The organism is Streptomyces sp. NPDC051219 (assembly GCF_040682335.1).
Taxonomy (GTDB): domain Bacteria; phylum Actinomycetota; class Actinomycetes; order Streptomycetales; family Streptomycetaceae; genus Streptomyces.
This window is the reverse complement of the sequence record NZ_JBFBAS010000057.1, coordinates 1-14,503: the sequence shown is the minus strand read 5'-3', so window position 1 is coordinate 14,503 and position 14,503 is coordinate 1. Positions and strand designations below refer to the sequence as shown.

Below are 14,503 nucleotides of genomic sequence, written 5' to 3'. Positions count from 1 at the left end.
CGCTGCCGTACGTTCCAGAAGTGGGCGTACGTCTCAGAAGCGGGCGTGCGCGGTGATGTCCGCGCCGAACTCGTCGATCATCGCCGGTGTCACGGTGGGCCGGCACTGGGCGATCGCGGCGAGGTAGTCGGCGGTGCTCGCCCCGACCGGCGCCGAGTCGCCGGCCCCGCCGCCGATCGCCTCCAGGTCCCTTTCGAATGAGGCCTGGGCGGCGATCCGGGCCGCGTGCTCGATGTCCGCGGGGGTGAACAGCTCGCTGGCCGCCACGAGTTCGGCCACGTCCACGTCCCCCCGCCCGTCCGTGTAACGGGACCAGATCGCCGACCGGGCAGCGGTGTCCGGTGTGCCGATCGGGATCAGGTAGTCGAACCGTCCGGGGCGCAGGAACGCGGGGTCGAGCGAGCGGATGGAGTTGGTGGCGCACACCAGCAGCCGCTCGTCCCGCTCCCGGAAACCGGGTATGAGCTTGAGGAGTTCATTGGTCACGCCGTGCATCCCGCCGGGCTGGGCGGGCTCGGTGCGCACCGGCGCGATCTCCTCGACCTCGTCGATGAAGACGAGCACACGCTCCAGTTCGGCGATCCGCGCGAAGGCGCTGCGCAGTGCCGCCGCGAGGTTGCCCTCGTCGGCGAGCCGGGACGGCAGCAGTTCGACGAAGGGCCAGCCGAGCTTGGACGCGATGCCCCGGGCGAATGTCGTCTTCCCTGTTCCGGGCGGACCGAACAGGGCGATGGCCCGCGGCGGCCGGACGCCATGCCGGGCAGCACGCTCCGGTTCCGCCAGTGGGAGTACGACACGCCGTTCGATCAAATCCTTCTCCGCCTCCATGCCGGCCACCCCGGCCCACAGGCCGTTCGGCAGGAAACGGCCGCCCAGGTCTTCCAGCAGACTGGCCGCCGGGCCGTGCAGCGGCTCCACCTTCTCGAAGTACGCCACCGCGGGCTGCCGCGTGTACCCGGCGTTCAGTAGCCCCTCGCCGAGCAGTTCCTCCTCGGGCAGCACATAGGCGATCCGGCCGACCCTGGCGGCGACGAGCCGCCGCTCCAACTCCACCAGCAGTGCGCTCGCCAGGCCGCGGCCGCGCCAGGCCGAGGAGATGGCGATACGCATCACCCAGGCCCGCTCTCCGGCCACGCAGGCGAGTGCCGCGCCGATGGGGACGCCCTGGTGGACAGCCACCACGGCGGGCTGCCGGGAGGTCAGCGCGCTGATGCATTCGGCGAGTGAGAAGACCGACTCCTGGCCGAGCTCGGCCGTGGTGTCGATCAGGTGGACCACTGCGGCGAGATCGCTCTCGCGGTAGTCGTGGATCAGCCAGTTCACCGGTACCGCCCCTCATCTGTGCTGTTCCGGCGAGGCTAGGGGCGACGCCGCGGCTGATCTCCCCTCCACCGTGCACAATCGGGCGCTGAAAACCCTACGTTCCGTCGGTAGCCACGGCCGTGACCCTACTGCCCGCGACGCCTCGCGGACTGCCGTGCGGTGGGGCACGGTGGAATGACGCAGCAGCCCCACCCCCCGCTGGGAGAGCCTCATGTCCAACCACACGTACCGCGTGACCGAGATCGTCGGGACCTCCACCGAGGGGGTGGACCAGGGAATCCGCAACGGCATCTCGCGCGCCTCGCAGACGCTGCGCAATCTCGACTGGTTCGAGGTCGTCCAGGTACGCGGCCACATCGAGAACGGCCAGATCGCGCACTACCAGGTCACACTGAAAGTCGGCTTCCGCCTGGACGAAGAGGCCTGACGTCTCTCTGAGCGCCGCCCGGCCGGGGCAGTCTCAGGTCCGGCCCTCGCGCTCCTGCGCGTCCTTCAGCGCCTCCGACGTGGCCGCCCAGTCGGCCCGTACGACCTGGAATCCGGCCCGCTCCGCGGCCTCGCACACCAGCTCGTCGTCATCGACCAGCATCCGGACGTCCCGGCCCCGGGCCACGCGCCTCAGTACCTCCAGCTTCGTCCGGCGGGCGGGGCGCCGGTCGTCGTTGCGGCGCATCCACACTCTGCCCTCGGGCAGGCCATGGGCAGCGAGCCAGGCCAGCGTGTCCCGGCGGCACCGCTCCGGCCTGCCCGTCAGATAGGTGACCTCGCACTCCTCCGCGCTCTCCACCGCCATCCGCACGCCCGTGGCCAGGGGCGGGTCGGCCATGGCCGCACCGAAGAATCCCGTCCAGTCGCGCGGCCGCCGCTCCAGGAAGTGCTGGCGGTGTGCGGTGTCGGCGAGCGTCCCGTCCAGGTCGAATACGGCCAGCGGCCGCTTGGTCTCGATCACCCTCCTACCCTATGGATCCGCCCCACCCGGGGAATCCCGGGGCAGCCGGGACGTTGAACGGGTGTGACCACTTCGCTCGCGACCACCCGGTTCTCCGTACTGGACCGCTCCCGTACCCGTCAGGGGCATGACGCTCCGCAGGCCCTGCGCGACACCGTGCGGTTCGCCCGGTTGGCCGAGGCGCTCGGTTATCACCGTTTCTGGGTCTCCGAGCACCACAGCGTGCCGGGCGTCGCGGGTTCCGCGCCGACGGTGCTGGCCGCCGCGGTGGCCGCGGCGACCTCGACGATCCGCGTCGGTACCGGTGGCGTGATGCTGCCCAATCATCAGCCGCTGGTGGTGGCCGAGCAGTTCGGGGTCCTGGCGTCCCTCTTCCCCGGCCGGATCGACATGGGGCTCGGCCGGTCGGTCGGGTTCACCGACGGCATCCGGCGGGCGCTCGGCCGGGACAAGGACGACACGGAGGACTTCGCCGCGCGGCTCGACCAGCTCCTCGGGTACTTCCTCGGCACACAGAGGGCCCACCCGCAGGTCCACGCCCACCCTGCCGAGGGTCTGCGCGTACCGCCGTTCGTGCTGGCCACGGGCGAGGGCGCGCGGACAGCGGCCGACGCCGGCCTTCCCCTGGTCATCGGCGACGTGCGCGGCCAGGACAGGATGCTGCGGGCGATCGAGGACTACCGCCAGGCATTCCGGCCCTCGGTCTGGTCGCCGGAACCCTATGTCGTGGTCTCGGGCGCCGTCGCCGTGGCCGACACGCCGGAGGCAGCCCGGCGGCTGCTCGTTCCGGAGGCGTGGTCCCTGGCCTATTCGCGCACCCACGGCGCCTTCCCGCCGCTCGCTCCGGCAGCGGAGACCGAGGCCCGCACGATGACCGCCAGGGAGCGCGAGTTCTACGAGGCGGCGTTGCGCGGGCACGTGCACGGCACCGAGGAGCAGGTGGCGGCCGGCCTCGAGGAGCTCATCCGGCGCAGCGGCGCCGACGAGGTGCTGGTCACCACCAGTACGTACGACCGTGAAGGGCTGACCGACTCCTACCGGCGGCTGGCGGCCCTGTTCGGCGGGGCCGCCCGGAGCAGCCGCCCGGCCGCCTGCCCGGCCCAGCAGGCCGGGTGAGGGTGCTGCCGCCTTGAGCCGCCCGCCCTCCAGGAGGAAGCGGTGCCCGGGTCAGCGGCCGGCCTTCCGGGCCGCGCGCAGCCACTCCTTGTTCATCGCGGCTATCGACGGCAGCGGGATGCCCTTGGGGCAGGCCGTCGCACATTCCCCCGTGTTGGTGCAGCCGCCGAATCCCTCGGTGTCCATCGTGGCCACCATGTCGAGCACCCGGGTCTCCCGCTCCGGTTGGCCCTGCGGGAGGGAGTTCAGGTGGACCACCTTCGCGGAGGTGAAAAGCATCGCCGAGCCGTTGGGGCAGGCAGCCACACATGCGCCGCAGCCGATGCACTCGGCGTGCTCGAACGCCGTGTCCGCGACCGGCTTGGCCACCGGGGTGGCGTGCGCCTCCGGGGCACTGCCGGTGGGGGCTGTGATGTAGCCGCCGGATCCGATGACGCGGTCGAACGCCGAGCGGTCCACCACCAGGTCCTTGACGACGGGGAAGGCCGCGGCGCGCCAGGGTTCGATGTCGATGGTGTCGCCGTCGCCGAAGTGCCGCATGTGGAGCTGGCACGTGGTGGTGCGCTCGGGCCCGTGGGCCTGGCCGTTGATGACCATGCCGCAGGCGCCGCAGATGCCTTCGCGGCAGTCGTGGTCGAACGCGACTGGTTCGTCGCCCCGCAGGATGAGTTCCTCGTTGAGGCTGTCGAGCATCTCCAGGAACGACATGTCCTCGGAGATGTTCCTGACCTCGTACGTGGTCATGGCGCCGGCCTCGTCGGGCCCGCTCTGGCGCCAGATCCGGAGGGTGAGGTTCATGCGTAGCTCCGCTGGGTGGGGTGGACGTACTCGAAGGCGAGTTCTTCGCGGTGCAGGACGGGTGCGGCGCCGGTGCCGGTGAACTCCCAGGCCGCGGCATACGAGAAGGCGTCGTCCTTGCGTTCGGCCTCACCGCTCACCGTCTGGGACTCCTCCCGGAAGTGACCGCCGCAGGACTCGGTGCGGTGCAGCGCGTCCAGGCACATCAGCTCGGCGAGTTCGAGGTAGTCGGCGATGCGGTTGGCCTTCTCCAGCGACTGGTTGAGCTGCTCGCCGGTGCCGGGCACCTTGATCCGGCGCCAGAACTCCTCGCGCAGCGCCGGGATCCGCTCCAGGGCCTTGCGCAGGCCGGAGTCCGTGCGGGCCATGCCGCATTCGTCCCAGAGCAGTTCGCCGAGCTCCCGGTGGAAGGAGTCCGGGGTCCGGTCGCCGTCGACCGAGAGCAGGAGATGGAGCCGGTCCTCGGTCTCCGCCACCGCTTCCAGGACAGCCGGATGGTCCGGCGGGATCTCCTCGTGCGCATGCCGGGCGAGGTAGTCGTTGATGGTGGCAGGCAGCACGAAGTAGCCGTCGGCCAGGCCCTGCATGAGGGCTGAGGCACCGAGCCGGTTGGCCCCGTGGTCGGAAAAGTTCGCCTCGCCGATGGCGAAGAGGCCGGGCACGGTGGTCTGGAGGTCGTAGTCCACCCAGAGCCCGCCCATCGTGTAGTGGATCGCCGGATAGATCCGCATGGGCACCTCGTAAGGGTTCTCGGCGGTGATCCGCTCGTACATCTCGAAGAGGTTGCCGTACTTCTCCTCGACCGCCTGCCGGCCCAGCCGGGCGATGGCGTCGGCGAAGTCGAGGTAGACGCCCTGACCGCCGGGCCCGACTCCGCGGCCCTCGTCGCAGACGTTCTTGGCGGCGCGCGAGGCGATGTCGCGCGGCACGAGGTTGCCGAAGGCCGGGTAGATCCGCTCGAGGTAGTAGTCCCGCTCGTCCTCGGGGATCCGGTGCGGCGGGCGCTCGTCGCCTCGTGCCTCGGGGACCCAGATCCTGCCGTCGTTGCGCAGTGACTCACTCATCAGCGTCAGCTTGGACTGGTGGTCCCCCGACCGCGGGATGCAGGTGGGGTGGATCTGGGTGAAGCAGGGGTTGGCGAAGTAGGCGCCGCGCCGGTGGGCCCGCCAGATTGCCGTGGCGTTGGAGTTCTTGGCGTTGGTGGAGAGGTAGAAGACGTTGCCGTAGCCGCCGGTCGCGAGGACGACGGCGTCGGCGAAGTGGGTGGAGATCTGCCCGCTGACGAGGTCGCGGGCGACGATTCCACGAGCCCGCCCGTCGATCACGATCAGGTCGAGCATCTCGGTGCGCGGGTGCATGACCACGTGTCCGGCGGCGATCTCCTTCGACAGCGCCTGGTAGGCGCCGAGGAGGAGTTGCTGTCCGGTCTGGCCGCGGGCGTAGAAGGTCCGGGAGACCTGGACACCGCCGAAGGAACGGGTGTCGAGCAGTCCGCCGTACTCGCGGGCGAACGGCACGCCCTGGGCCACGCACTGGTCGATGATCTCCACCGAGACCTGGGCGAGGCGGTGGACGTTGGACTCGCGGGCCCGGAAGTCTCCGCCCTTGACGGTGTCGTAGAAGAGCCGCCGTACCGAGTCGCCGTCGTTACGGTAGTTCTTGGCCGCGTTGATGCCGCCCTGGGCCGCGATGGAGTGGGCCCGGCGGGGTGAGTCCTGATAGCAGAACTGGACGACGTTGTAGCCCTGTTCGGCGAGCGTGGCGCCCGCCGCTCCGCCGGCCAGGCCCGTTCCGACGACGATCACGGTGTGCTTGCGGCGGTTGGCAGGGTTGACGAGCCCGGCCTCGAAGCGGCGGCGGTCCCACCGCTCCTCGACGGGTCCGGCAGGTGCCTTGGTGTCGGCGACCGGGTCGCCGACGGTGTAGGCGGTGTACGAGTTCATTTCAGCTCACCCATCCGGTCATCACGGCCACCGGGACGCTCAGGAATCCGATGGTCAGCGCGGCGGAAAGTGTGGCCGCCACGGTCTTCAGAGCCTTGTCGCGCCGGGCGTTGTTGGCGCCCAGCGTCTGCGCCGCACTCCAGAACCCGTGCCGCACGTGCAGGCAGAGCGCGAGCACCGCCACGATGTAGATCCCGCCGCCGTACCAGGTGGAGAAGGAGGCGACGACGTTCTCGTACGGCCTGCCGTGCACGGCGTTCGGGTTCACGGTCAGTGTCGTCAGGTCGAGGATGTGCCACACGAGGAAGAGACCCAGGATCACTCCGCCCCAGCGCATGGTGCGGGTGGCATAGCTCGCGCGCTGCCGCCTCCGCCGGTACTGCGTCGGCCGGGCGGCGAGGTCGCGGCGGCTGAGCTGGTACGCCGCCACCGCGTGCAGCACCACCGAGGCGACGAGCGCGACTCTGGCGATCCATAGGAACCACTCGTGGTGAAGGAGTGGCGAGCCGATGGTCCGCAGCCAGGCCGCGTAGCCGTTGAAGTCCTCCGGCCCGAAGAAGATCTTGAGGTTGCCGAGCATGTGGGCGACGAGGTAGCCCAGCATCGCCAGGCCCGTGACGGCCATGACCGTCTTCTTGCCGACGGTCGAGCGCCAGAGCAGTCCGACGAGGGACGGGCGGGCGACGTCTGCGGCGGCCGGTGGCCGGGCCGGCTTCGGGGGGCGGGGGCGGGTCGCGAATGCCATGGAAACGAAGCTAGAGCCGAAGGGCCGAGAGGTCCAAGACATGATCCCGCTCATCTTGATAGACGATGCCTATGATGGTCCCATGCAGTTCCAGCAGCTCCTCTACTTCGTGGCGGTCGCCGAAACCCGGCACTTCACCCGGGCCGCCGAGCGCGTCCACGTCGCACAGCCGTCCCTTTCCCAGCAGATCAGGGCGCTGGAACGGGAGTTGGGGGCCGAACTGTTCAGCCGCGCGCGCGGCAACGTCGCCCTGACCGAAGCCGGCGAAGCACTGCTGCCGCTGGCCCGGCGGATCCTGGCCGATGCCGACAACGCACGCCACGAGGTGCAGGAGCTGGCCCAGCTGCGCCGGGGGCGGGTCCGGCTCGGCGCGACCCCGAGTCTGTGCACGGGGCTGCTGCCGGACGTACTGCGGGCCTTTCACACCCTGCATCCCGGAATCCGGCTGCTCATCGAGGAGGGAGGCTCGCACGATCTGGTACGCCACCTCGCCCGGGGCTCGCTGGATCTGGCTCTGATCGTGCTGCCGCTGCCTCCGTCGGCCCCGTCGCTGACCACGGTGGAGCTGCTCCAGGAGGATCTGGTGGTGGTCTCCTCGGCCGCCGGGCCGCCCCCGGCCGGGGGCGGCCCGGTACGGGTCGCGGACCTGCGGGACGAGCCGCTGGTCATGTTCCGGCACGGCTACGACCTGCGGGAGCTGACCGTCGCGGCCTGCCGGGCCGAGGGCTTCGAGCCGTCCTTCACGGTGGAGGGCGGCGAGATGGACGCCGTCCTGGGCTTCGTCCGGGCCGGTCTGGGGCTCGCCGTGGTGCCCAGCATGGTCGCCGCGCGGGCCGGCCACGACCTCCGTACGACACCACTGGCCCGGCCCGGACTACGGCGTACGATCGCGCTCGCCCACCGCACCGACGTCGCCCCGCCCCGCGCCGCCCGGGAGCTGCAGCGCGTACTGCTCTCCCGTCACACGGCATCCGCCAGCAGCAGTGAGTGAATCCGGTCGGGAGCGCCGGGCCTGGCGTAGTACCAGCCCTGGGCGGTGTCGCAGCCGAGCGCGCGCAGTTGCGCGGCCTGCACCCCGGTCTCCACGCCCTCGACCGTGACCGCCAGTTCCAGGCTGTGCGCCAGCGAGACGATGCCTTCGACGATCTTGACGTCGACCGGGTCGGCGGGATGCTTCTGCATGCCCCGGGTGAACGACCGGTCCAGTTTGAGGACACTCACCGGCAGTCGGCGGAGATTGGCCAGGTTGGAGTAACCGGTGCCGAAGTCGTCGAGCGCGATGTCCACGCCCATCTCGGCAAGTTGCCGCAACGGTTTGAGCAGGTCGTCGTCCGCACCGATCAACGCGGACTCGGTGACCTCCAGGCAGAGCGCCCCCGGTTCCAGTCCGGCCCGCTCCAGAACCCGCACGGTGTCCGAGACCAGTCCGGGGTGGTGCAGCTGGGTGGGCGAGAGGTTCACGTTGATGCGCAGCGGTCCCCCGTCGGCATGCCTCTGCTGCCAGAACCTGGCCTGCCGCACGGACTCCTCGAGCACCCAGCGGCCGAGGGGCACGATCAGCCCTGTGTGCTCGGCGAGCGGAATGAACCGGTCGGGGCCGAGTACGCCGTGCTGCGGATGGCACCAGCGGACCAGCGCCTCGGCCCCGTGCACGCTCCCGTCGTGCAGGTGGACGAGCGGCTGGTACTCGATGAAGAACTCGCCGCGTTCCAGTGCGGTGGGCAGGGCGTTGGTGAGGCCGTGCCGGGTGATCGCGCGGGCGTCGGCCTCGGCGTCGGCGAGCTCGAAGCGGTTGCCGCCCGCCGACTTGGCCCGGTACATCGTGATGTCGGCGCTGCGCAGCACCTCCGCCGGTCCCCGCTCGCCCGCGGGACCCTCGACGATGCCTATGCTTCCGCGGACTGTGATCTCACGGCCGTCGAGCCGGATGGGCGATGAGAGCGCCGCCAGGATGCGGGCGGCGAGTTCGTCCACCTCGCGCTCGGTGCGCGGTCCGGTGGTCAGAGCCACGAACTCGTCGCCGCCCAGCCGCGCCACCATCTCGCCGGGGGCGGTCGCGCAGCTCTGCAGCCGGTCCGCCACCTCGACCAGGAGCCGGTCGCCGGCCGAGTGGCCCAGGCTGTCGTTGACGGCCTTGAAGCCGTCGAGGTCCAGGTAGCAGAGGCCGAAGCGCATCCCGTCCCCGGCCGAGAGCGCCTTCTCCAGCCGCTCGAAGAAGAGCGTCCGGTTGGGGAGGCCGGTCAGCGCGTCGTGGGTGGCCTCGTAGCGCAGGCGCAGATTGAGCAGCCGGCGCTCGGTGGTGTCCTCCATGAGTGCCAGCTGGTACTGCGGCTTGCCCTCGGCGTCGCGCAGGAGCGAGACGGTGAGGTTGGTCCACAGCACGGTGCCGTCGCCCCTGTAGTACGGCTTCTCGACCCGGTAGTGGTCGCGCTCGCCCCGCACCAGTTCGCCGTACAGTTTCCACACGTTCGGCGCGTCCTCGGGGTGACCCCAGTCGCCCACGTTCCGGCTCCGCACGGCCGCGTCGAGCCCGCCGAACATCTGCATCAGCGTGTCGTTGACCTCCAGTACGTTGCCCTCGAGGTCCGCGATGCCTATGCCGATCGCCGCGCCCTCGAACACCGCGCGGAAGCGCTCCTCGCTGGCGTGCAGCGCCTGCTGGGCGTCACTGCGGGCGGCCATCGCGGAGCGGGCGATGGCCTCCTGCTCGGTGAGGGTCCGCTCGCGCAGAGCGCGCGCGAAGCCGGCGGCGAGCGCGTGCTGCAGGCGCGCGCAGCGGGCCCGGCGCTCCTCGGCCGCGAGTTCTCCGGACCCGCCCAGGCCGCCGCAGTACAGCACGAGGTAGGCGTCGACGACGCCGAGCGTCCTGCTGAGGGCATCCGGATCGGTGCAGTGCATGCCGACCAGCGCCGTCCCCACTTCCTGCGCGGGGGTGGGGTCGAACGGCCGCGCGTGCAGCGCCTCGTTCAGGGTGCGGGCGAGGGGCAGCAGACGCTGCTCGAACTCGGGGCGGGTCAGGGAAGTGGCGGTGGCCGGGAAGATCGCCCGGCTCCAGATCGTGGCGAACCGTCTGAGTCTGCCCTCGGGACCGTCCGGTTCCGTGGCGGCCCCCGCCGCCGCCTCCGCTGGCGTGCTCACGCCTTGCGTCCCACCCCTGCGAAGCCCGAGAAGGCGTACGGGTCCTCCTGCACGGCGGGAGCGTCGGGCCGCCACAACGGCATGGAGACCAGACCCGGTTCGGCCATCTCGAAGCCGTCGAAGAATGCGGCGACGTCCTGGCGCGAACGCATGATCAGCGGATTGCGGATCTTCTCGTACACGCCGACCGCGCCGCCGGCCGTCTCCTCGGGCAGCGGAATGCCCTCGAAGGAAGCGTGGGTGAGGATGAGCAGGCTGCCGGGCGCGAGCGCCTCCTGCAGCTGCGCGACGGCGGCGCGCGGCTCGTCCGCGTCCTCGATGAAGTGCAGTACGGCGACGAGGAGCAGGGCCACCGGCCGGTCGAAGTCCAGGAGACCGTTGACCTCGGGGCTGTTCAGGATGTCCTGGGGCTTGCGCAGGTCGGCGGTGACGATGTCCGCCCGCTCGTTGCCCGCCAGCACGGCCCGGCTGTGCGCGACCGCGACCGGGTCGTGGTCGACGTACACCACGCGGGCTTCGGCGCTGGCCGTCTGCGCCACCTCGTGTACGTTGCCGAAGGTGGGGATGCCCGAGCCGATGTCGAGGAACTGGGTGACGCCCTGACTCACGGCGTGACGCACGGCTCGGTGCATGAACGCCCGGTTGGCCTGCATGATCTTGGGGAGGCCCGGAATGAACTCCATGGCCTTGCGGGCGGCCTCCCGGTCCACCTCGAAGTTGTGCGAGCCGCCCAGGTAGTAATCGTAGATGCGGGACACGCTCGGAACCGATATGTCGATACCGGGCGGGGCCCAGGCGGGACGCTCCATCATTGTCTCCAAGGCGTTGGCGAGCCGTTGTCCGAGCCGAGGCTACTGATCGTTCGTCAACAGAGCGAGCCAAAACGGAAATTCGCGATCCGTTCTTGGTCACACGCCAACGGCACGTGCACACAGTCGAACGGCCCGCCACGCCCGAGGAATCGGGGTGGCGGGCCGCCCGGCCGGTGCGTACGCGGCGTGGGGACACCGCATCCATGTCGCTCTACTTGGACGCTCCGACCAGCTTGCCCTGGGGCGAGACGGCGTACCAGGTGCCGCCGACGCCCTGCCCGTTGGTGTCACCGGGCTTGGTGTCGCCCGAGAAGGTGTAGATCGGCCAGCAGTCGATGGTCTGCTGCTCGATGCCGTCGGGGCGGTCGAAGGTGACGAAGCCCTTCTTCAGGATGGCGCCGTCGATGCTGTTCTTGTCGACCGGCTCGACGACCGGCCACTTCTCGAGGCAGGCGCCGGTGCACGCGGTCTTCATCGGCCAGGCGGAGTCCTTCTTGAACCGGTACACCGTCATACCGTTCGCGTCGACCACGATCTCGCCGAGCTTGGGGTCCTTGCGGACCGACAGGCCCGCCGCGTCCGCCTCCTCGCCGCCCGCTTCCTCGCCGCCCTCGTAGTCGGCGCCGCCGCCACCCGCGCCCGGTGCCGCCTTCTTCCCGTCGGGGGCGGACGCGAACCAGGTGCCGCCCACGCCCTGCCCGTTGGCGTCCCCGGGCTTGGTGTCCTTGGCGTAGCGGTACATCGGCCAGCCGTCGACGGTCAGCTGCTTGCTGCCGTCGGCGCGGGTGACCTCACCGAGGAGCGTGGCGTCGGTACCCGGGGCGGCCTTCGCGTCGCCCGCCGCGACCACGGGCCACGTCTTCGCACAGTCGCCCTCGCAATTCGACTTGGGCGGGTTGGCCGTGTCCTTGTCGAAGCGGTAGAGCGTGAAGCCCGCGCTGTCCGTGAGCACCTTGCCGAGCTTCTTGCTGTCCCAGACCGCGAGCTGCCCCGCCGCCTTCGGCTTGGCGGCGGCGCCGGTGTCCGAGCCGTAGCCGCTGTCGGTGCCGTATCCGTTCTCAGCGGGCTGCTGCGCCGGGTTGGCAGCTCCCACGTTCTGGCCGTTGGGGGACTGAGTGCCGTTCTCCTGACCGCACGCCGCCGTCAGCGTCATCACAGCCACTGCCGTCACCGCGAGCGAGGCGCTCCGCCAGGTCTTCATGTCAACTCCTGCTGATCGCGTGTCGGTTCGGCGCGTGTTGCGCCGTACTTGGCCCTAGGTACGCGTGGCAGCGGTGCGTGCGTTCAACGAGTTCGGAGAAATCTTTTCGCCAATTGCCGAGGCGTCCCCAAACGCAAAGCGGAAGAACTCCCACCATCAGGCGAACCGGGTACGCCTCCGGCGTGCCGCGCACCTCGCCGGATCATGCTCCCCCTCGTGTACCGACCCTCCTCCAGGCGGCTGTTGACCGCTTCCGCCCTCGTCTGGGCAGTGCTCTCCGCCACTCCCGCGGTGGCGGACAACTGCTCCCACGCGTCGATCTCCCTGACCGGCGAGGCCCCGCCCGGCGCCGTGGCCGTAGCGGGCGACTGCACCGCCGGACCCACCCGGCGGCCGCCGCCTCCCCCTCCTCCTCCGCCGGCTCCGCCTCCCCCACCGCCCCCGGTGCGGGAGCCGCCTGCTCCACCGCCTCCGCCACCGCCACCTCCGCCGCCTCCCGCGCCGATGCCGACGCCCTCGGTGCGCCCGACGCCGTCACCCACTCCGGTCGCCCGGCCCGCGTACCGCAAACCGGCCCGCAAGGTGCCGCAGAGCGGGCCGTCCCTGGTGTCGCTCACCTTGCTCGTCACGGCACCCGCGGTCCTCGCCGTGGCCGCACTCCGCCCCCGATAGTCCGGAGGTTCTCCTTGTCGGAATGGATCGTCCTGTCCATCGCGATGGCCGCCGCCTGCGCGGTCGTCCTCACCATCGCCGTCATCAACAACCGCCTGGTCAGCGAGGACGACGACCCGTCCGAGACTCCGGACGTCATCGAGTACATGACGATGATGATCGGCGTGGTCTACGCGATCGTGCTCGGTCTCGCCATCGCGGGCGTCTGGGAGGCCAGGAGCGCCGCACAGGAGTACGTACGCCAGGAGGCACAGGCACTGCACGAGGTCAGCGTCCGCTCCGAGGTGTATCCGGCCGCGGTCCGCACCCGTATCCGGGCGGACGTCGACGCCTATGTAAGCCATGTCGTCGACAAGGAATGGAAGGTGATGGCGGAGGAGGGCCGGATGACCGAGCGGGGCACCGCGCTGCTCCAGCAGGTCCGCCGCGACGTCACCGACTACCAGCCGAAGACCGACCACGAGGGCCAGGCCTACCAGCCCCTCGTCGACCAGGTCGCGGCCGCCGACGACGCCCGGGGATCCCGCGGCCAGAGCGCCGGGGCGACCATGCCCGGCGTCGTCTGGTTCGGGCTGATCACCGGGGCTCTGGTCACCGTCGGTCTGATCTTCACCCTGCAGATCCGCAGATCGTTCCGCGAACTGCTGCTGGCCGGCCTGTTCAGTGCCCTGATCGCGTTCCTGCTCTTCCTGATCTGGGACTTCGACGCCCCGTTCGGCCGGGGCATCTCGGCGACGGCGGGGCCCTTCGCCGACCTGTTCCCCCACATCCGGGGCTAGGGTCTCTCGCCTGGATCTCGCCGGATCAGTGAGCGGGGTCTGGCACACCCACCAGACCCCGCTCATGCCCGTACGGCCCACGCGGCTCTCGTCCGGCGCTCACCGAACGGGTGACGACAACGCGGCGGGACTGCGGCCGCGCTCGTTCGGCCATCTGACGTCGCCTCGTCCCCCGGCCGGCGGACACCTGTGCCCCATTCGCGCGACCCCGTTCGCGGGTGAGCGAGCACACACCTAGCGTTTGCGGCATCGAGGTGCATGACAGACATATGCGGAAATGGGTTCCGCAGCTGCTCCTCGGGGACCCGGAGGATTACATGCGCGCGATACGTGTCGCATCAGCCGCTCTGCTCGGCCTCGCCGCTCTCCCGCTCGCCGCACCGACGGCGACGGCCGCCGACGACAAGGTCACGTCGTTCGGCTTCAGCCTCAGTCCCTCCACCGTCGCCCCGGGCGGCCAGGTCACGCTCGGCGTGACGAACTGTGGTGAACCAACTGCCAGCGCCTCGTCCGGGGTCTTCGACACCGTCACGATCCCCAACAACGGGAGCGTCAGAGTCACGGTCGACCGGGAGGCCCGGCGGGGGGCCCTGTACTCGGTGACTTTCACCTGCAACGGCGAGGCCGGCACGATCGACCTCGCGATCGCAGGGGGCGCCACGTCCACCCCCCGGCCGGTCCCGACCTCCACCGCCACCGCTCAGGGTGTCCGGGGCGGTGTCGGCGGCAGCGTCGGCGGTATGAACGCCACCGAGATCGCCGCGGGTGGCGCGCTCTTCGTCCTCGCGGTCGCCGGCACGGTGTACGTCGTACGCCGCCGAGCCGGCCACCGGCAGCACTGACCGTGCGTCTGCGCAGCACGCGCACCCCCTGCACCGCCGCCGCCCCCTGCACCGCCGCAACGCCCGTCGCCCCGAGTCCTGGCCAGGACTCGGGGCGGGCGGGGGGTGGGCGGGCGCGCCCGTGGTTCGGGGGGGCTAGCCCGGCCCCCCCCGGGGGGGCGGCGGGGCCAGAAGTGGCCCCCCCC

General features: G+C 70.8%; 13 protein-coding genes. 5 read left to right on the top strand and 8 right to left on the bottom strand.

Features of this window, described 5'->3' with window-relative positions; translation table 11 throughout:
- Positions 1-33: 33 nt before the first annotated feature.
- Positions 34-1,323 (bottom strand): bifunctional GNAT family N-acetyltransferase/ATP-binding protein, encoded by a 1,290-nt coding sequence (locus AB0M62_RS33180; RefSeq protein WP_366078062.1) that lies wholly within the window; start codon positions 1,321-1,323, stop codon positions 34-36.
- Positions 1,324-1,534: 211 nt separating this feature from the next.
- Between AB0M62_RS33180 and AB0M62_RS33175 the strand changes: the two genes are divergently transcribed.
- The gene (locus AB0M62_RS33175) at positions 1,535-1,750 is read left to right on the top strand and encodes a dodecin (RefSeq protein WP_366078061.1); all 216 of its coding nucleotides are present in this window, start codon (positions 1,535-1,537) and stop codon (positions 1,748-1,750) included.
- A gap of 33 nt (positions 1,751-1,783) precedes the next feature.
- On the opposite strand, the gene AB0M62_RS33170 is transcribed toward AB0M62_RS33175, so the two are convergent.
- A complete protein-coding gene (locus AB0M62_RS33170; RefSeq protein ID WP_366078060.1) occupies positions 1,784-2,272 on the bottom strand; it encodes a hypothetical protein in 489 nt (162 codons plus the stop codon).
- Between the two features lie 63 nt (positions 2,273-2,335).
- Here AB0M62_RS33170 and AB0M62_RS33165 point away from each other — a divergent pair, with 63 nt between their 5' ends.
- Positions 2,336-3,388: an LLM class flavin-dependent oxidoreductase gene (locus AB0M62_RS33165; protein WP_366078059.1), complete on the top strand. Its 1,053-nt coding sequence runs from the start codon at positions 2,336-2,338 to the stop codon at positions 3,386-3,388.
- Positions 3,389-3,439: 51 nt separating this feature from the next.
- On the opposite strand, the gene AB0M62_RS33160 is transcribed toward AB0M62_RS33165, so the two are convergent.
- From AB0M62_RS33160 to AB0M62_RS33150, 3 genes are read right to left on the bottom strand one after another with little or no spacing between them, the layout of a single operon-like run.
- The gene (locus tag AB0M62_RS33160; protein WP_366078058.1) at positions 3,440-4,186 is read right to left on the bottom strand and encodes a succinate dehydrogenase/fumarate reductase iron-sulfur subunit; all 747 of its coding nucleotides are present in this window, start codon (positions 4,184-4,186) and stop codon (positions 3,440-3,442) included.
- Positions 4,183-6,129, bottom strand: a complete 1,947-nt coding sequence (locus AB0M62_RS33155; protein ID WP_366078057.1) for a fumarate reductase/succinate dehydrogenase flavoprotein subunit — start codon at positions 6,127-6,129, stop codon at positions 4,183-4,185. The genes AB0M62_RS33160 and AB0M62_RS33155 overlap by 4 nt, the downstream gene beginning before the upstream one ends.
- A gap of 1 nt (position 6,130) precedes the next feature.
- Positions 6,131-6,874: a succinate dehydrogenase cytochrome b subunit gene (locus AB0M62_RS33150; RefSeq protein WP_366078056.1), complete on the bottom strand. Its 744-nt coding sequence runs from the start codon at positions 6,872-6,874 to the stop codon at positions 6,131-6,133.
- Between the two features lie 82 nt (positions 6,875-6,956).
- Here AB0M62_RS33150 and AB0M62_RS33145 point away from each other — a divergent pair, with 82 nt between their 5' ends.
- Complete coding sequence (locus AB0M62_RS33145) at positions 6,957-7,865, top strand: LysR substrate-binding domain-containing protein (RefSeq protein ID WP_366078055.1); 909 nt, start codon at positions 6,957-6,959, stop codon at positions 7,863-7,865.
- On the opposite strand, the gene AB0M62_RS33140 is transcribed toward AB0M62_RS33145, so the two are convergent.
- From AB0M62_RS33140 to AB0M62_RS33130, 3 genes are all read right to left on the bottom strand, one after another.
- On the bottom strand, positions 7,835-10,012 hold the full coding sequence (locus AB0M62_RS33140; RefSeq protein ID WP_366078054.1) for an EAL domain-containing protein: 2,178 nt from the start codon (positions 10,010-10,012) through the stop codon (positions 7,835-7,837). The genes AB0M62_RS33145 and AB0M62_RS33140 overlap by 31 nt on opposite strands.
- Entirely contained in the window at positions 10,009-10,821 is an 813-nt protein-coding gene (locus AB0M62_RS33135; RefSeq protein ID WP_366078077.1) for an SAM-dependent methyltransferase, read from the bottom strand. The genes AB0M62_RS33140 and AB0M62_RS33135 overlap by 4 nt, the downstream gene beginning before the upstream one ends.
- Before the next feature lie 214 nt (positions 10,822-11,035).
- Positions 11,036-12,025 (bottom strand): SCO0930 family lipoprotein, encoded by a 990-nt coding sequence (locus tag AB0M62_RS33130; RefSeq protein WP_366078053.1) that lies wholly within the window; start codon positions 12,023-12,025, stop codon positions 11,036-11,038.
- 686 nt (positions 12,026-12,711) lie between these two features.
- Here AB0M62_RS33130 and AB0M62_RS33125 point away from each other — a divergent pair.
- Both AB0M62_RS33125 and AB0M62_RS33120 read left to right on the top strand, forming a co-directional pair.
- The gene (locus AB0M62_RS33125) at positions 12,712-13,476 is read left to right on the top strand and encodes a hypothetical protein (protein WP_366078052.1); all 765 of its coding nucleotides are present in this window, start codon (positions 12,712-12,714) and stop codon (positions 13,474-13,476) included.
- A gap of 317 nt (positions 13,477-13,793) precedes the next feature.
- Complete coding sequence (locus AB0M62_RS33120; RefSeq protein WP_366078051.1) at positions 13,794-14,318, top strand: hypothetical protein; 525 nt, start codon at positions 13,794-13,796, stop codon at positions 14,316-14,318.
- Positions 14,319-14,503 lie beyond the last annotated feature (185 nt).